The organism is Marinobacter psychrophilus, assembly GCF_001043175.1.
GTDB classification, from domain to species: domain Bacteria; phylum Pseudomonadota; class Gammaproteobacteria; order Pseudomonadales; family Oleiphilaceae; genus Marinobacter; species Marinobacter psychrophilus.
In genome coordinates this window covers 3,541,280-3,558,288 of sequence record NZ_CP011494.1, presented here as the reverse complement: position 1 = coordinate 3,558,288, position 17,009 = coordinate 3,541,280, and the positions used below count along the sequence as shown (strand labels likewise).

The following is a 17,009-nucleotide window of genomic DNA, read 5'->3' as shown; positions in this document are numbered from 1 at the left end:
CATATTTTTATATAATTATTAAATTTGTTATAAAACAATCATCTAAATTCAATTTCTTGAAATTTCGTGTGTCAATACGGCGCTGATTTTTTGGTTAAAAAAATTCATCATTTCGCAAAAATATCACGGTAACTCAATGTGGTATAGACCATAATTTGGCGGATGCTCTTTAATGGACTATTAGATTTTGCTGTTCCGGAAAATTGGATACAAAAAAATAAAAGTAGATTCGAAATTGACTGGCATGGGGTTTGCAGCTGTATGAATGAGCGGAGCTTACTCTGCTTTTCTTGGGAGGGGGAGTCCGCTTTCCCGTTGCAGGACTCGCACAATCAGATGGAGCAAAACCTATGCAATTTTTGTCTGCGTTTAAGTTAACTAAAACTGCGGTGGCGTCGGCTACTGCGGCGGCCCTGTTGATGACGGGTTCTATTTCAGCGAACGCCAACTCGGAACTTACTGTCTACACAGCTTTGGAAGCTGATCAGCTGAAAATGTATCAGACCAGTTTCAACGAAGAGTACCCTGATATCGGGATTAAGTGGGTGCGTGATTCCACTGGAGTTGTAACGGCGAAATTGTTGGCTGAAAAAGAAAACCCCCAAGCCGATGTTATCTGGGGTGTAGCGGGAACCAGTTTGTTGCTGCTGGATAGCGAGGGCATGTTACTGCCCTATGCACCAAAAGGTGTGGAAAAGTTGTCTGAAGGTTTCAAAAGCGCCTCAAACCCACCGTCCTGGGTCGGAATGAATGCCTGGGTAGCTGCCATCTGTTACAACAACATTGAAGGGGAAAAGCTTGGTTTACCAAAACCTACTTCCTGGAACGATTTATTAGATTCTGTCTATGAAGGCCATCTCATTATGCCTAACCCCGGTTCGTCTGGGACAGGTTTCCTCGATGTTTCAAGTTGGCTGCAGATGTTCGGCACGGACGGTGGCTGGACTTACATGGACAACCTTCACAAGAACATCAGCCGTTACACGCATTCCGGATCACAACCTTGCAAGCTGGCAGCATCAGGCGAGATTCCTATCGGAATTTCATACGCTTATCGTGCCGCGCAGCTTATTGAAAAAGGCGCGCCGTTGGACGTTATTATACCTTCCGAAGGTGTGGGTTGGGAGCTGGAAGCAGCCGGTATTGTGAAGGGGACTAAAAATTTGGAGTCCGCCCAGAAGCTTATGGATTTTGCTGTGTCACTAAAAGCTAATGAGATGTACAACAAAAGCTTTGCGGTAGTCGCCCTGCCTGGAGTCGCTCAACCAGTTAAGCATTTCCCGCCTGAGGTAGAGTCGCTCATGATTAAAAATGATTTGGCTTGGGCCGCGGCTAATCGAGCTGAAATTCTGGCCGAATGGACTAAACGCTACGACGGCAAATCAGAACCCAAGAGCTAATCTTTTTTATGCCGAGCTAAAGCAAAGGCTTTAGCTCGGCTCTGCTTTTCGATTCCGATTCAAAGGTTGGGAAATGAGGTTGCTATGGCTGAAGTATCGAATCTCCTAGTTAAGGATAAACCTGAGACCAGAGAGTCCTCAGGTAGCTCACTGGATGAACCGCAACACAATAGAGTGAACAAACATAAGAAATACCTTGAGTTATCCGATGTAGTAAAAAAATATGGCGAATTTACTGCGCTCAACGGGTTGTCTCTGACCATATTTGATGGTGAATTTATTAGCTTCCTGGGTCCCTCGGGCTGTGGCAAGACGACGCTGTTAAGAGCGATAGCCGGCTTGGATTTGCAGACGTCAGGCTTGGTGATCCAGAACGGCAAAGATGTGTCGGACGAGCCATCCAACAAAAGAGATTTTGGTATTGTTTTTCAGTCCTACGCCCTTTTCCCGAACCTTACTGTCAGGGACAATGTGGCCTACGGATTGGAAAATCGCAAAATGCCCAAGAAAGTTATTGCTTCCAAGGTTGAAGACTTACTGGAAATGGTTGGCCTTCCCGGCTCCGAATCAAAATATCCAGCTCAACTTTCCGGAGGCCAGCAGCAGCGGGTTGCCTTGGCCAGGGCGCTCGCCACATCACCCGGTTTGTTACTTCTGGACGAGCCTCTTTCTGCACTTGATGCTCAGGTGCGCGTTTATCTGCGCAAAGAAATCAAGGCGCTGCAGAATAAACTGGGTGTAACCACCATCATGGTGACTCACGATCAGGAAGAAGCCCTGACAATGGCTGATCGTATTGTTGTGATGAACCACGGTGTCATTGAGCAGGTGGGTACACCTGAACAGATATATCAACAACCGGCAAATGCCTTCGTTGCAGGCTTTATTGGAACCACTAACCTTTTATCTTGCCAACTGCTAAGCACATCATCACTCAGTACAGCCGGTGTGAATCTGGCCTGTGAATGCCGAGTTGATATGGTGGGCCAAAAGGCACTCATGGCCATCCGTCCCGAGGACATTCGTGTCAGTAATGACTCGGAGGCGAGTGTAAATAGCTTAGACGTCACTGTTGATGACATCGAGTATTTAGGAGCGTTCTCCCGTGTTTTGGTCAGCCACGAAGATGGCTTGAAACTCAAAACCGAGTTCTCGATGAATGTTATGCGTGATCTCAGTATTAAGGTTGGAAAGGTGATTACGGTTACTCTTCCTGTTGAACATATCCGGCTTTTCCCAGAAGAGCGGTCGCTTTAAACGGGTAGGGATTTCCAATGCAGACTATCGTGTACGATGGCAATAAGGCCGTTAGGCTTACCAAGCCAAAGCTCAGCACTGATGACAAGGTCATGCGAGTGATTCTTGTAGTCGCAGCACTGATATTGCTGCTGACAATTGCTTTCCCCCTATACAGTATGTTGGCAAAAAGTGCCGAGAACTCTCAAGGCGAGTTCATTGGCTTTGCAAACTTCACCGCATATTTTGCAAACCCTTCGCTTTATCAGTCCATTGAGCAATCTATTTTTGTTGCGGGCACTGCTACGCTAACAGTATTAACACTGTCCGTTTTGTATGCTTATGGCCTGACCCGAACGTGTATGCCTTTAAAAGGTTTTTTCAATATTGTGGCAATGATCCCTTTACTGGCGCCTTCGCTGCTACCCGCTATCAGTCTGGTGTATATTTTCGGTAATCAGGGAATAGCGAAAGAATTTCTTTTCGGGCACACCATCTATGGCCCTATTGGGATTGTAATGGGTCTGGTAATTTGGGTGTTTCCTCCGGCACTGATGATCCTTAAGACGTCTTTGCAGAACACAGATGGACGTTTGTATGAAGCGGCGACCGTTATGCGGTCAAGCCCGCTGCGCACGTTCTTTGTTGTTACCCTGCCCAGCATCAAGTATGGGCTGATCAGCGCAATGTTTGTTGTTTTCACCCTGACAGCCACTGATTTTGGTGTTGCCAAAGTTATCGGCGGACAATACAACGTTCTTGCAACGGATCTATTTAAACAGGTCATCGGCCAGCAGAACTTCCAGATGGGAGCGGTAGTAGGCATTGTGTTGCTATTACCCGCAGTTCTCGCATTCTTTGTTGACCGTTATGTACAGCGTAAGCAGGTGTCGCTGTTAAGTTCGCGCTCAGTATTGTATGTGCCGAGGCGTAACCTCTTAAAAGATAATATTTTCTTCGTTTACTGCTCGGTTGTTGCTGCGGTATTAATTGGCATACTTGCTATGGCGGCTTACGCGTCGTTCGTGACGTTCTGGCCGTATAATCTGACACTTTCTTTGAATAACTACGCGTTCGATATGATGGACGGGGGCGGATGGTCTGCTTTTACTAACTCACTAGAAATGGCGCTTTATACGGCGCTGTTTGGCACTATCTTCATATTTACAACCGCTTATGCATTAGAAAAAAGCCAGGGATTTCGGCGCATGCGCGGGCTGATAGGTATGCTTACTCTGCTACCGATGGCGGTTCCAGGGATGGTGCTTGGTTTGTCGTATATTTTCTTTTTCAACTCACCTGATAATCCGTTGAACTTTCTTTACGGAAGTATGGCTATCATGGTGATCTCTACAATCGTGCACTTTTATACGGTGAGCCACATTACCGCAGTAACGGCACTAAAGCAGGTGGCGCCAGAGCTGGAATCGGTAGCAGCGTCTCTTAATGTGCCCATTTACAAGACATTCTTTCGGGTAACGGTTCCGATGTGTTTGCCCGCTATACTGAATATTTCGACTTACCTTTTTACGACGGCAATGACAACTGTATCGGCCCTGATTTTCTTGTATTCATCTGATACGCAGTTGGCTTCAGTGGCCGTTCTGAACATGGAAGGGGCCGGCGATATTGCTCCGGCTGCTGCCATGGCCATGATGATTGTGATTACGTCTGCTGGCGTAAGGATAATACACTGGTTATTGACGATGAAATTACGCTCGCGACTGCTCCTCTGGCGATCACCAGCGCTTTAAGACACCACAAATTCGTTAAATTCACGGGCCGTCTTAGACGGCCTCTCGATTTGGAAAATTGCCATGAATATGACTGAATCTCTTTTGAAGGTTGTGCACGAGACTCTTGCCGAATCGGGCACTATCGCACGGCATTATTTTCGTCAGTCGCTTGCGGTCACTGCCAAAAGAGATTTAAGCCCGGTAACTCGGGCCGATCAGGAAATCGAAGCAGCCATGCGCAAGGTAATACACCAACATTTCCCCGAGCACAGCATTCTAGGAGAGGAAGGGGAGGATCAGTTAGGAACGGATTCTTATACCTGGACGTTGGACCCCATCGATGGCACCAAAAGTTTCATCAGCGGCTTGCCACTTTTTGGAACGTTGATCTGTGTTTCGCAGGAAGAGCAGTTTCTGATCGGCGCCATTGATATGCCGATCTTAAACGAACGTTGGATTGGTGTTTTGGGGCAGGGCTCCACCTTTAACGGCAACCCCTGTAAGGCATCCGATGTTACTGACATCGGTTCGGCCACACTTTTCAGCACTGAACCAAATATGTTTAATACTGGCCAGGCTGAACGCCTCAAAAAATTGGAATCTGCGGTGAGGCTACGCCGGTATGGCGGCGATTGCTACAGCTACGGGCTTCTGGCTTCTGGCCATATTGATCTGGTGGTTGAGGCGAGTCTTCACCCTTATGATTGGATGTCGGCTGTGCCAATTATTCAAGAAGCAGGAGGCGTCATAACGGATTGGCAGGGAAACGCGCTACATCGGAACAGTGAGGGTTCCGTGATAGCGGCGGGGACTTCCGAATTGCATTCTGCAGCTTTGGCGTTGCTCGCCGACGTGAACCATTAAGCGAGAGATTTAAAACCTGGAAACGGGTTTCATTCATATCAGGCAAGGCTGATTAAAACGATCCCTGTAAAGAGGGTCAGAGTGCCGACCAATTTCGACGGTGTGCCTGGCTCTTTAAGCAGATAGATGGCAAAAATGACGGCAATAGGAATGCTGAGCTGTCGGAAAGCGACGACGTAACTGACGTTATCTACGTAGGCCATGCTAATCAGCACCAGCGCATAAGTGAGTGTCATGGCGAAGCCGGTTAATGCGGTTTTTGAAAGATGCTTTTGAACGATCTCGCGCACATGCTCTCGATTGGTTCTCTTAGGTAACACTATGCAACATAACCATACTGAAGCGCTCAGATTTACAAAAAACAGGTAGATCAGGCTTGTTTCAATGACAGATAACTGTAGGGCTTCGTTGTTTCTGAGCAGGGTCAGTGCTTTGTCATCGACAAGTGTATATCCGACAGTGCCAAGAGCACTTACTAATGCAAAGCAACACGACATATTTATAAAGGTACGGAAGCTGATCCTTCGCAGAGATGGGATGGGTATTATCAGGCAGCCGATCGAGACGAGTATGATTCCGCTCATGGCAAGCAGCCCAAGACTTTCTCCCTGTGCCAGAAGAGCTGTCATAATTGCGATAAGTAATACCGGTAATGCGCGTAATAGGGGATAGGCAATGGAAATCGCACCATGCTTGTAAGCACCTGCCAACCCCCACATATAGACCGCCTGAAAAAAACCGGTGAACAAAATAAGCTGCCATATCAGAGACGGCAGCGACAACAAGTCTTCGCCGTTGATCAGAATAGCGGGAGTCAATAATAAGCAGGAAAACAAAGTGGCAATCAGGAAAAAGGCCGGAGACGGATGAACGGTTTTTCCGAGCAGATTCCAGCCTGCGTGCAAAAATGCCGAAGTAACCAGCAGAAGCCCTGCAAAAACACTCATACCACGATTCCATTCTACTAATTTGTTTAAAACTGAGGGTTTGGAGATATTTCACCTTAACTCGGTGAGATAATTATGGTGTAGACCAGAATCCCTTGCAAGCTGAAAATCTGTGCTAATGACGTTTTTTATTCGAATTTTTGAGTAGCCAACAGGGCTGTGTTTAATGTCCCTGACTTAGCGGAACATGATAGCAAGCTGATGGGTTAGTGCGTTGCTTAAGTGCGGATCGCTACGTATAATTTCGCCGCTTACTGATTATAATCACAGGTATACGCCACATGAAAGATCTCCATATACCGTTTTATCTGAGGCTCAGGGATAAGCTGGCAGGCGATATTGAAAGATCGGTGCTGCAACACCATGCGAAGTTGCCGTCAGAGCGAGAACTCAGTAAAGCTTATGATCTTAACCGAGTAACCGTGCGCCAAGCTTTAATGCAGCTTGAGTCAGAGGGCCTAATATATCGGTTAATTCGTCGTGGCTGGTATGTTTCACCGCCAAGACTTTTTTATGATCCGTCCAAGAATATCAGTTTCATGGATAACGTTCGTGCTCAGGGCCACGTGCCGGAGACGATAATTCTTTCAAAGAGTGAATTGGTAGCGTCTGTTTGGACAAATCGCACGATGGGTATTGAACTCGGAGCCCCGGTGCACTTGCTTCGCCGATGCAGGATGATTGATGGGCGTGCAGTCTTGGTCGAGCACATTCATGTTAATGCAAAATTATGTCCGGGTTTACTGGAGTTGCCTCTGGATTGCTCATTGACTGCACTTCTTCGCGAACACTATGGCATTCGTATCAGCAGGACACGGGTGAATATGTACCCAGCACCGTTAAATGGTGATCAGGCTGCAGAACTTAATGTGGTTGCGGGTGCGCCAGGGCTATTTCTTACCCGAACCAGTTATGATCAAAATGATCAGGTTGTTGAGTTCGATCAGGAGTTCTGGCGCCACGATATAATTGAAATCGCGCTGGAAGTAGTCAACAACGCTGTTGACTCAGAATAGAGTCGTCCGGGTTCTCGCCGTACAAGACTTCGAACTTTTTTGACAGCACCAGCAACGAGGTCGTTTTGCCCGAGCCTGATCTTCACGGCGAACTTCAGCTTTTAGATGGTTTTACGACCATCGCGCTGATGTTTGCTCCAGTAAATTAGGTAGCAGGGCCGATGATGTGCTTGACCTCCAGGTAGGCTGCAAGCCCCCAGGGCCCAAGCTCTCGGCCGATACCACTGCGCTTGAAGCCGCCCCAGCCGGTCTCTGACAGCACCAGTTGTTCGCTATTGAACCAGATGCTGCCGGCTTGCATTTCACGGCCGATTCGTTGGGCGCGTTCGCTGTCGCCGCTGATCACGGTAGCAACCAGGCCGAAGTCGCTGTCATTGGCCAGCTCGATGGCCTCTTCTTCGCTGGCCACGCTGCGGCCGCAGAGTACAGGCCCGAAGATCTCTTCGCGCCACAGTCGGCTCGTCACCGGTACGTCGCGATAAAGCGTCGGGGCCAGGAAGTAGCCCTGCTTGGGCAGCTCCCGATGACGAGCATCACGTACCGCGGCGAGCTGCTCGGCGGCGGCGATGTCGAGGTAGCGCTGCACGCCGTCACGCTGGTGGGCGCTGGTCAAGGGTCCCATGTCGGTCGTCGGGGAAAGCGGGTCACCGAGCCTGATGGCGTCGATGCGCTCGGCCAGTGCGGCATAAAGCGCGTCGGCGATGGTCTCGTGCACGATCAGCCGTGAGGTTGCCGAGCATATCTGGCCCGAGTTGAAATAGATCCCGGCCATCACCCAGTCGGCGGCCTGCTGCGGGTCGGCGTCTTCCATAACCAGAATTGGCGACTTGCCGCCCAGCTCCAGCGAGATGCCCTTGGTCGTGTCGCTTGCCGCCCGCATGACGGCTTCGCCGACCCGGTTGCTGCCGGTGAACGAGACCTTGTCGATGCCAGGATGGCGGCTGATGGGCGCGCCGATGCCCTGCCCATCGCCATGCAGGAGGTTCAGAACCCCGGCGGGCAAGCCGATGTCCAGTGCAATATCGGCCAGTACCTGCTCAGGCAACGGCGTTACCTCGGAGGGCTTGAGTATCACCGTGCAGCCGGCCGCGAGCGCCGGCGCAAGCTTCCAGGCGCTGGTCACCAGCGGAAAGTTCCAGGGGGTTATCAGCCCCACGACACCGACCGGGTCGTGATAGCAGCGTGCCACGACACCTTTCATCTCCAGTGTGATGGATTCTCCCTGACGGGCATCCAGCGCCCGCGCTTGTCCCGCATAGTAGCGAAAGCAGGCGATGGCATCGTCCAGATCAATCGCCGCTTCCGCTATTGCCTTGCCGTTATTGGTCGATGAGAGACGGATCAGCGCCTCGCGTCGTTTCGTCAGTCCGTTGGCGAAGCCGTCAAGATAGTCGGCCCGGCGGGTACCGCTCAGGCGCCGCCAAGCAGGCAGGGCGAGCCGGGCGGCTGCCACCGCGACATCCACGTCGGCCGGATCGCCTGCGGTGACCTCGGCAATCACACTCTCGCGAAACGGGTCGGTGACTGCCAGGCGGCGCTGCCCTTGGCTGTTCACCCATTGGTTGTTGATGAACTGCTGGTCGAGGCAGGGCATGTCGAGTCCTGTCATGGGGGTATCCGTCATTGAGGGGTCGCTAGCGAGCGCTGCCAACCGGTCGCGTCCACTTCGATCAGCATCGGGCCGTCCAGAGGCCGGCTGGCTAGGGCAGCACTGAGGCTGGTGGGGCTGTCGACGCGAGTCGCCCGACATCCGAAGCCGCGGGCGAGCGTCAGAAAGTCGGGGGCTTTGAGGTCGACGCCGAGGTGTTCGACACCGTGGGCATCCATGAAGCGGCGTATCTCCTCGTATCCGGCGTTGTGCCACAGCAGGACGACCACCGGCAGGCGCTCTTCCACGGCGGTGGCGAGTTCTGACAGGGTGAACATCACGCCGCCGTCGCCGACCAGTGCGATCACCGGCAGTGCCGGCTGGCCGAGCTGAGCACCTATCGCTGCAGGAAGGCCGTAGCCTAGGGTGCCGTAGCCAGTAGAGGCGTTGAAGTAGCGCCTTGGCGCCGGCTGCGAGACCAGGTGATTGCCGGCATACACCGGGGCCGTGGAGTCGCCGACCAGAATGGCCTCCGGCATTGCTGCCGCGAGGGCTGCATAGAGTGGCACGAAGGGCGCAAAGGCCGGATCGTTGGCCAGGTCCAGTTTGGCAAGGGCCAGCGCCGTGCGTTCCCGACCTCCCTTCTGCATGGGGCGCGGCAGACGCTCGACCAGCAGCTCGAGACTGCTCCCTGCGTCGCCCACCAAGCCTAGCGCCAGCGCTTGGTTGCGCACCAGTTGTTGGGCATCCAGGTCGATACGGATCAGCCGGCCGGTTAAGGCGAAGCCATCGTCGAACACTACGTCGTAATCGGTCTCGCCGAGTTCGGTGCCCACCGCCAGGATCACATCGGCATTTGCCGCCAGCTCGCGTAACGCCGGCAGAGCGGCGTTGGCGCCCAGGTCGAGCGGATGGTGTTGGCCCAGCAGCCCTTTGGCATTGATCGTGGTTACCGTCGGCGCGTCGAGACGTTCGACCAGTTGGCGCGCCGCGTCGGGGGCATCGACGCAGCCGCCACCGAGCAGCACCAAGGGGCGCTCGGCGGCCGTTAGCCATTCGACGGCTTGGGCAAGACCTTGGGGGTCCGGCGCCGGGCGATACAGCGTCGGCGCCAGCCAATGGTTCGGTGTCGCGACTGGCGCATCGAACAGGTCGATGGGAATTTCGATATGGACGGGTCCGGGTCGCTCGCTGCGAAACACTGCAAAGGCCCTGGCCAGCACTTCGGGTAGCTGGCAGGGATCGAGCAGCGTGTGGCTGAAGCGTGAGACCCCGGCGATCAGTTGTTGCTGGCTGGGCAGCTCATGCAGGCGTCCCTGGCCCATCCCTAGGGTGGCGCGACGGTTGACGCTGGAGATCACCAGCATGGGAATGGAGTCGGCAAGCGCCTGACCCATCGCCGTGGCAATATTGGTCATTCCGGGCCCGGTAATAATGAAGCACACCCCGGGGCGTCCGGTGGCGCGTGCGTAACCGTCAGCCATGAAGCCCGCGCCCTGTTCGTGGCGCGGAGAGACGTGGCGGATGCCCGCTACATCGCCCCCCTCCAAACTGCGGTAGAGCTCGATGGTGTGCACGCCTGGGATACCGAAGACGGTGTCGAGGCCATAGGTATCACGCAGCAATCGAATCAGCAGTTCTGCACACGTCATGTCAGAGTTCCTTATCCTACCAGCCAGTGGGCCATGACGACGATGATCGGCAGGGTAATGGCCGTGCGTAGCAAGAAGATGGCGAACAGTTCCCAGAGTTTCATCGGGATCTTCGACTTCAGCAGCAGGGCGCCGATTTCTGACATGTAGACGAGCTGGGTCAACGACAGGCAGGCGATCACAAAGCGTGTCAGCTCGCTCTCGATGTTACTACCCAGCACCGCTGGCAGAAACATGTCTGCGAAGCCTACCAAGATAGCGGGAGCCGCTGCCTCTGCCTCCGGCAGGCCCATCCACTGTAGTACCGGCACAATAGGCATCGACAGCCAAGTGAACAGCGGCGTGAACTCCGCCAGGATCAGCGCTAAGGTACCAATGGCGATGACCAGCGGCAGCAGGCCGAAGAAAATATCAGCGACGTTGAACAGGGCGATGCGCACCAACTGCCGCGGACCAGGGGCCTTCTCCGCGCGTGCCACGGCCATGCCCAGGCTGAAGCGCAGCAAGCCTTGGTTGGCGGTAGGCTCCTCCTGCAGGCGGCAGCCTACCGGCTCATAATAGGTATTGGGCTTGAGCGACAGCGGTGGTAACCGAGGCACAATCACCGCAGCTATCAGGCCGGCGACCAACACCGTCAGGTAGAAAGGTACGAAGAGGTGGTTGATGCCGATGAAGTTAGCCACCAGGATCGCAAAGGCAATGGAGACGATGGAGAAGTTGGTGGCGATGGCCGACGCCTCGCGACAGTTGTAGAAACCCTTCTCGTATTGCTGGGTGGTGATCAGCACACCGACGGTGCCCGAGCCCATCCACGAGGCAGTGGCATCGATGGCACTGCGCCCCGGCAAGTTGAAGATCAGGCGAAACGGCTTTCTTGCCATGCTGCCGATGAACTCCATGAAACCAAAGTCGACCAGAAGTGGCAGCAGGATGGCGGCAAAGAAAAAGAAGGTCAGCAGTACCGGTGCCAGGTCGTTGAGCATTACCCCGCCGGTAAAAGAAGCGGTGACGAATTCCGGTCCGACCTGGAAGTAGATCATCAGCGCGAAGACGGCACCCAACGCCCGCATGACAATCCACAGCGGCGCCACGTCGAACAGTTCCTTGACCTTGCCCTCACGCGCCCAACCTGGATGGGTAAACTTGACCACCAGGGTCAGTGCCACGGACAGGCATAGGACTAACGTAGCGATTGCCGGCAGGGCATCCCCCAGTAGGGCCTTGAGGGCGTCAGCGGCGAACCCCATGCCGATGTTGATGGTATCGCCCACGGAGAAGGGCACCAAGAACAGCAGCACGCCGAGCAGCGAAGGCACGAGGAACTTAATCAGTCCATGCCGAGATAGAGGGGCGCCCTCAAGCGCTATGTTGTCGGACATATCGAGGGAAGATGACATACAGTACCTCAGCTTAAATTATCGTTGTTGTATCGGCGTGGCCGGGAATCTTAATCGCGGCGCATAACGCCGGGCAGCACGCAAAGCATCTCGTAGAGCAGGGTGGCGCCCATGAGGGCGGTATTGCCGCTGGTGTCATAGGGCGGCGAGACCTCTACCAGATCGCCACCCACGATGTTCAAACCGGCCGCACCGCGTACGATTTCGAGCCCTTGTGAGGCGGTCAGGCCCCCCATCTCCACCGTGCCGGTGCCGGGGGCGACCGAGGGGTCGAGCCCATCGATATCGAAGGTTATATAAACTGGGCCATCGCCCATCTGCTCACGCACTTCGGCCATTAGTGGCGCAAGAGATCGATACCAGCAAGCCTCGGCGGTGACCACACGGAAGCCCTGCTCCCGACACCAATCGAAGTCATCGGCGGAGTAGCCGGTGCCACGAAGGCCAATCTGGACGACCCGTTGCGCATCGAGCAGCCCCTCTTCTTGCGCACGACGGAAGGGCGTGCCATGGGCGATCGGCTCGCCGAACATGTGATCGTTGACGTCGGCATGGGCATCGATGTGAATCAGTCCCACCGGGCCGTGACGCTTGGCGATGGCGCGCAAGATGGGCAGCGTGATGGTGTGCTCGCCGCCCAAGGTCAAGGGTATACAGTTGTGTCCCAGAATCCGGTCGTAAAACTCAGTTATGATCTCTACGCTCTTGAGCAGGTTAAAGGTATTGATCGGCACGTCGCCGATATCGGCGACCTGCAAGCTGTCGAAGGGGGCGGCCCGGGTCGCCATATTGTAAGGGCGCAGCATGCGCGACTCATCGCGAATTTGCCGTGGCCCTAGGCGCGTTCCCGGGCGGTTCGAGGTGCCGATATCCATGGGAATGCCGACGAAGGCAACATCCAGACCCTCGGCGGTGTCCTGCGCTGGCAATCGCATCATGGTGGCGGGGCCACCGAACCGAGGCATCTCGTTGCCACCCATAGGTTGGTTGAAATCGCTCATGTTCTCTCCCTGTTGAAGCCCCTTCGAGGCATTGTTATCGAGTCGGCTGAATAGCCGGCCTGATATCGTGACTTTGTTTTTATGGATCGTTAAGCACTCCATACCTCAGCAGTTCCCGTGCCAACTACGGAAGCCCGCCGTGAGGCGCATGACCACTGCAATCGATGCATAAATGTATCAATAGCGCGGAGTTTTGATTCTAAAATGAATCATCGATACAATAATGAATCAATAGTGTTGGAAAGGGAGCTCCAGGTGAGCGACATCGACAAGTATGTGCTGGAGACCATCGTTGAGACGGCCAGCGATCACTTCTTCATCGTCGCCGGCGACGGCCAGATACTGGACGTAAGCCCGGGCGCCGCCGCGGTCTACGGTCTTTCACGTCGAGAGCTGATGGGCACAACGGTGCAGGAGTTGGAGGCGCGTGGCGTATTAAAGCCCTCTATCACCCTGGAAGTCATGCGAACCGGAAAAATGGCGCAGCTGATGCAGGTGACCGGTACCGGGCGGAGTGTGATTGCCGAAGCGTATCCGGTGTTCGTTGCTGGCCGCCTCGAGCGAATAGTCAGCCGTTCGCGGGACCTCACAGATATCCAGCTGCTTCAAGACGAATATTCGCTGCTGCAGAAACGCTTCAGCGAGCATCTGAAACGTCACCGTTTGCCGCAAGGTGCTGATGACCAGACGCTGGACGATGCCTTGGGTGAGCTACGCGTGCGCAGCGGCGTCATGCGGGAAATCGCCCTGCTGCTCAAGCGGGTGGCGCCCTCTGATGCCACCGTGCTGATGCTGGGGGAGTCCGGCGTTGGTAAAACGGCGTTCGCCCGGCAGCTACATCGCTGGAGCCGACGTGGCGATGGCCCTTTCATTGAGGTCAACTGCGGAGCGATTCCCGACAATCTGTTCGAATCGGAGATGTTCGGTTATCAGGCTGGTGCGTTCAGTGGTGCGGCGCGCCAGGGTAAGGCGGGGCTGCTTGAGCAAGCCGAAGGTGGCACTGTCTTTCTCGACGAAATAGGTGAGCTGCCGCTGTTGATGCAGACCAAGCTGCTCAGGGTCATCCAGGACGGAATTCTGACCCGCCTGGGCGACACGCGACCGCGCCGGGTCGATTTCCGGCTGGTGGTGGCCAGTAATCAGGATCTGGCGCGTCGGGTTGAGGAGGGCGGTTTTAGGCTCGATCTGTATTATCGTTTAAATGTGATTCCGATCACTCTGCCGCCATTGCGCGATCGCCGTGAGGACATTCCGGCGTTGGTCGAGGTGTGCTTGGCGCAGCTTAACCAACGCTATGGGCGTCAGAAGCTGTTGCATGCCAGTGTCTGGCCCGAGCTTATGGGTGGCGACTGGCCGGGCAACGTGCGCGAGCTGGAAAACTGGCTGGAGCGAGCCTGGTTGTTAACGCCCGGGGATCAGATCGACGCATCGGCGGTAAGAGCGTGTGGGATCACTGACGAGCCCGCGCCTGCGGGCGTGGCGAGTGTGGAAACGATGCTGACCGGCATGGCAGACGGCGAGACCTTGAAAAGCTATCTGGCACGCGCCGAGCGACAGGTACTGTCCGACCTGTGCGACACCTTGCCGACGACCTACGCCATTGCCGAGCGCTTGGGCATCAGCCAGCCCAGCGTGGTGCGCAAGCTTAAGCGTCACGGACTCAAGGCCACCAAGCAGCGCCATTGAGGGGCGGTGGAGAAGCCCAATCAAGGATTGGACGACGCGATACTCGATAAGGTGTATTTCATAAACCACTGACCCAGGCGGCCACGCCAGCGAATTTCACCCTACAGTAACCTCACATTTCTCAACACGAGGTTACCTCCATGAGAAAGCGCCGCACCCCAGAACAAGGGTAGATTGGAATGGCCGGGCACTTTGTAATAACCCAGTTAAGCGGCTGTCCTTAATTCTACAACGGCTACTTCGTAACCTATTGGGCTGATTTAACCCAGCGTAGAGTGCAGTCGTCGACTGTTATAAAACATCACAACGTATTCCAGAATTTCCCGCTGTGACTCAAGGCGAGTCTGATAGCTTCACCACTGCGCGCGTTCCTTTTTCAAGCTCGCAAAAGAACTGGGTAGAAAAACAGATACGCCCTTGGGCGTTGGGCCGTTCAAACTGGCTGTTCGCGGGCTCACTTAGAAGCGGTCAACGGGCTGTTGAGGTGATGACTTTAATCCAGTCAGCCAAGTTCAATCCGCACGATCCTTATGCTGACCTGAAAGATGTGCTGACGAAGTTACCGACACAGAAGAACAGCGCCATTGGTGAACTGCTACGACATAACTGGACGTCGGCGATCGATAGCAAGGTGTGATGACTGGACGCAAATCGACAAGTGGCAGGCTTAATTTGCGCACCGGTGACTGTTCGTTGGTGCCAAGTTGCTCCTCTACACAGCACAATTGGAATATACTTCTTGTATGGCAACATCCTGCGTTAATCTTTATCTAAGAAGCTATGGTAATGAGGGAAAACAACATTCCCATGGCCACCACCAATTGGTGTTGCCCCTGCTGGGTAAGCTTTCACTGTCTGTAGACAAAACCGAGGGTGACGTTGAACGGAACCGGGCCGCTGTGATTCCGTCCGGAAGTGACCACGGGTATTTTGCATCCGAAGAAAATCGATTTCTGGTCGCTGATGTACCAGAGGCCCTTGCCCCTGCATTGGAGCGACTCCCCTTCTTTGTTGAGCTGGATCCGGCATTGCTTCACTACGTCCAGTTTCTGCATTCCCAATTGGTAAACGGTACGGGGTCATGTCACACAAAGCATCAGATGTTGCTGTTGTTGATTCAACTTCTACAGGAACGCCACGGCGATAAACTGAACCTGGACCGGCGAGTCTCTGTAGCGAAGCAATTCATCGACGATAACTTTCACAAAAAAATTGTCGTCACCGAACTGGCAATTGTTGCCCACCTGAGCATCCGGCAGCTTAACGAGTTGTTTCGTACACAGATTGGCATGACACCTCATCATTACCTGACCGAGCTACGCATGCAGGAGTCCTGGCGATTACTGGAACAGTCAGATCTCAATATTCAGCGAATTGCTGACGCTGTAGGGTACGGCTCACTGTCGTCTTTCAGTGATCGCTTTTCCCGCCATTTTGGAAAACCACCAAGTTATTTTCGCCGAAAATCGAAATAACGCTGCCGTAATTAGAAAGCAGACGACCCTCGACCAATCATAAACTTTGTCCCCTCTAGGTTATGAACTGATTGTTTTCAGGGGAAGTTATGGCAACCATTATTGCGGCGACGTGGATAGGCTCCATCTCTGTATTTTTGTGGGGAACGCTTGCGTTGTTGACCAAGCTCTCCGGTGGGGACATCCCGGAATTTCAGCTGATGGCGATGACCTTTGGCATCGCGTTTCTATTGATGTGCATTCGCTGGTTCCGCGCCGGCCATGGTGGAACCCGGTATTTACGTCAGCCACTTTTGGCCTGGTGCATCGGGGTTGGCGGCCTGTTCGGTTATCACTTTGCTTATTTCAAGGCCATGACACTGGCTCCGGCGATAGAGGTGAGTTTGCTTGCCTATCTCTGGCCGCTGTTTATCGTTCTAATGTCCTCATTTTTGCCTGGGGAGTCCCTGCGAAAACAGCACGTTATGGGTGCCATGCTCGCCCTCCTGGGATGCTGGTTGTTGATCGGAAGCAATAGCAGTGGTTTTACTATGGGTAATCTCGATGGTTACTTGATTGCCTTTAGCTGCGCGTTGATCTGGTCGTCTTACTCCGTTTTGTCCCGGCTGGTAAAGAGTGTACCGACCGATGCAGTAGGCTGGTTTTGTGCTGTGACTGCAATTTTGGCCCTGCTGTGTCATCTGGTATGGGAAACGACGGTATGGCCAACGGGATGGGCGCAATGGGCTGGCGTGTTAGGTCTTGGCCTGGGGCCGGTGGGTATTGCCTTTTTCACGTGGGATTATGGAGTGAAACACGGCAACATCCAGTTGCTTGGCACGCTGGCTTACAGCGCTCCGCTCATTTCCGTGGTATTGCTGATTGTCGCGGGTTATGGCGAAGCCAGCAGTGCTGTTATCGCCGCTAGTATTCTCATTGTGCTGGGCTCCCTAATCGCCGGTAGTGCAAGGCGTAGGCCGGTGCCCGAGCCTGAAATCTTTCATTAACCAATCTTTGTTTCGGAGGACCTGA

The 17,009-nt window shown here is 53.9% G+C and carries 13 protein-coding genes and 1 pseudogene; 9 read left to right on the top strand and 5 right to left on the bottom strand.

Translation table 11 applies throughout. The features are described 5' to 3' along the window. Positions 1-350: 350 nt before the first annotated feature. The 4 genes from ABA45_RS16140 (at position 351) to ABA45_RS16125 (ending at position 5,236) form a co-directional block, all read left to right on the top strand. Positions 351-1,400, top strand: coding sequence for a putative 2-aminoethylphosphonate ABC transporter substrate-binding protein (locus ABA45_RS16140; protein WP_084708372.1), 1,050 nt, complete (start codon positions 351-353; stop codon positions 1,398-1,400). A gap of 84 nt (positions 1,401-1,484) precedes the next feature. Continuing rightward, positions 1,485-2,657 carry a putative 2-aminoethylphosphonate ABC transporter ATP-binding protein gene (locus tag ABA45_RS16135; protein ID WP_227506064.1) on the top strand — a complete coding sequence of 391 codons (1,173 nt, stop codon included), beginning with the start codon at positions 1,485-1,487 and terminating at the stop codon, positions 2,655-2,657. Positions 2,658-2,674: 17 nt separating this feature from the next. After that, a complete protein-coding gene (locus tag ABA45_RS16130) occupies positions 2,675-4,390 on the top strand; it encodes a putative 2-aminoethylphosphonate ABC transporter permease subunit (protein WP_048387843.1) in 1,716 nt (571 codons plus the stop codon). Positions 4,391-4,453: 63 nt separating this feature from the next. Beyond that, the gene (locus ABA45_RS16125; protein WP_048387840.1) at positions 4,454-5,236 is read left to right on the top strand and encodes an inositol monophosphatase family protein; all 783 of its coding nucleotides are present in this window, start codon (positions 4,454-4,456) and stop codon (positions 5,234-5,236) included. A 38-nt stretch (positions 5,237-5,274) separates the two neighbouring features. Here ABA45_RS16125 and ABA45_RS16120 read toward each other — a convergent pair whose 3' ends face one another. Then, the gene (locus ABA45_RS16120) at positions 5,275-6,183 is read right to left on the bottom strand and encodes an EamA family transporter (RefSeq protein WP_048387838.1); all 909 of its coding nucleotides are present in this window, start codon (positions 6,181-6,183) and stop codon (positions 5,275-5,277) included. A 281-nt stretch (positions 6,184-6,464) separates the two neighbouring features. Here ABA45_RS16120 and ABA45_RS16115 point away from each other — a divergent pair, with 281 nt between their 5' ends. After that, complete coding sequence (locus ABA45_RS16115; protein ID WP_048387836.1) at positions 6,465-7,199, top strand: UTRA domain-containing protein; 735 nt, start codon at positions 6,465-6,467, stop codon at positions 7,197-7,199. Positions 7,200-7,344: 145 nt separating this feature from the next. Here the strand turns inward: ABA45_RS16115 and ABA45_RS16110 are convergent, their stop codons facing one another. Genes ABA45_RS16110 through speB form a run of 4 tightly spaced genes read right to left on the bottom strand, consistent with a single transcriptional unit; the run spans position 7,345 to position 12,837 of the window. Next, a complete protein-coding gene (locus ABA45_RS16110; RefSeq protein WP_227506063.1) occupies positions 7,345-8,808 on the bottom strand; it encodes an aldehyde dehydrogenase family protein in 1,464 nt (487 codons plus the stop codon). Between the two features lie 11 nt (positions 8,809-8,819). Next, positions 8,820-10,439 carry a 5-guanidino-2-oxopentanoate decarboxylase gene (locus ABA45_RS16105; protein ID WP_048387832.1) on the bottom strand — a complete coding sequence of 540 codons (1,620 nt, stop codon included), beginning with the start codon at positions 10,437-10,439 and terminating at the stop codon, positions 8,820-8,822. An 11-nt stretch (positions 10,440-10,450) separates the two neighbouring features. After that, positions 10,451-11,836 carry a YjiH family protein gene (locus tag ABA45_RS16100; RefSeq protein ID WP_048387830.1) on the bottom strand — a complete coding sequence of 462 codons (1,386 nt, stop codon included), beginning with the start codon at positions 11,834-11,836 and terminating at the stop codon, positions 10,451-10,453. A 50-nt stretch (positions 11,837-11,886) separates the two neighbouring features. Next, entirely contained in the window at positions 11,887-12,837 is a 951-nt protein-coding gene (speB, locus tag ABA45_RS16095) for an agmatinase (protein ID WP_048387829.1), read from the bottom strand. A gap of 255 nt (positions 12,838-13,092) precedes the next feature. Between speB and ABA45_RS16090 the strand changes: the two genes are divergently transcribed. The 4 genes and pseudogenes from ABA45_RS16090 (at position 13,093) to yddG (ending at position 16,984) form a co-directional block, all read left to right on the top strand. Further along, positions 13,093-14,523 carry a sigma-54 interaction domain-containing protein gene (locus ABA45_RS16090; RefSeq protein ID WP_048387826.1) on the top strand — a complete coding sequence of 477 codons (1,431 nt, stop codon included), beginning with the start codon at positions 13,093-13,095 and terminating at the stop codon, positions 14,521-14,523. A gap of 391 nt (positions 14,524-14,914) precedes the next feature. Beyond that, a pseudogene (locus ABA45_RS16085) lies at positions 14,915-15,160 on the top strand (transposase domain-containing protein); the annotation flags it as partial. A 106-nt stretch (positions 15,161-15,266) separates the two neighbouring features. Beyond that, positions 15,267-15,998 (top strand): AraC family transcriptional regulator, encoded by a 732-nt coding sequence (locus ABA45_RS16080; protein WP_048387824.1) that lies wholly within the window; start codon positions 15,267-15,269, stop codon positions 15,996-15,998. Positions 15,999-16,087: 89 nt separating this feature from the next. After that, positions 16,088-16,984 (top strand): aromatic amino acid exporter YddG, encoded by an 897-nt coding sequence (gene yddG, locus ABA45_RS16075; RefSeq protein ID WP_048387823.1) that lies wholly within the window; start codon positions 16,088-16,090, stop codon positions 16,982-16,984. The last annotated feature ends 25 nt before the right edge of the window (positions 16,985-17,009 follow it).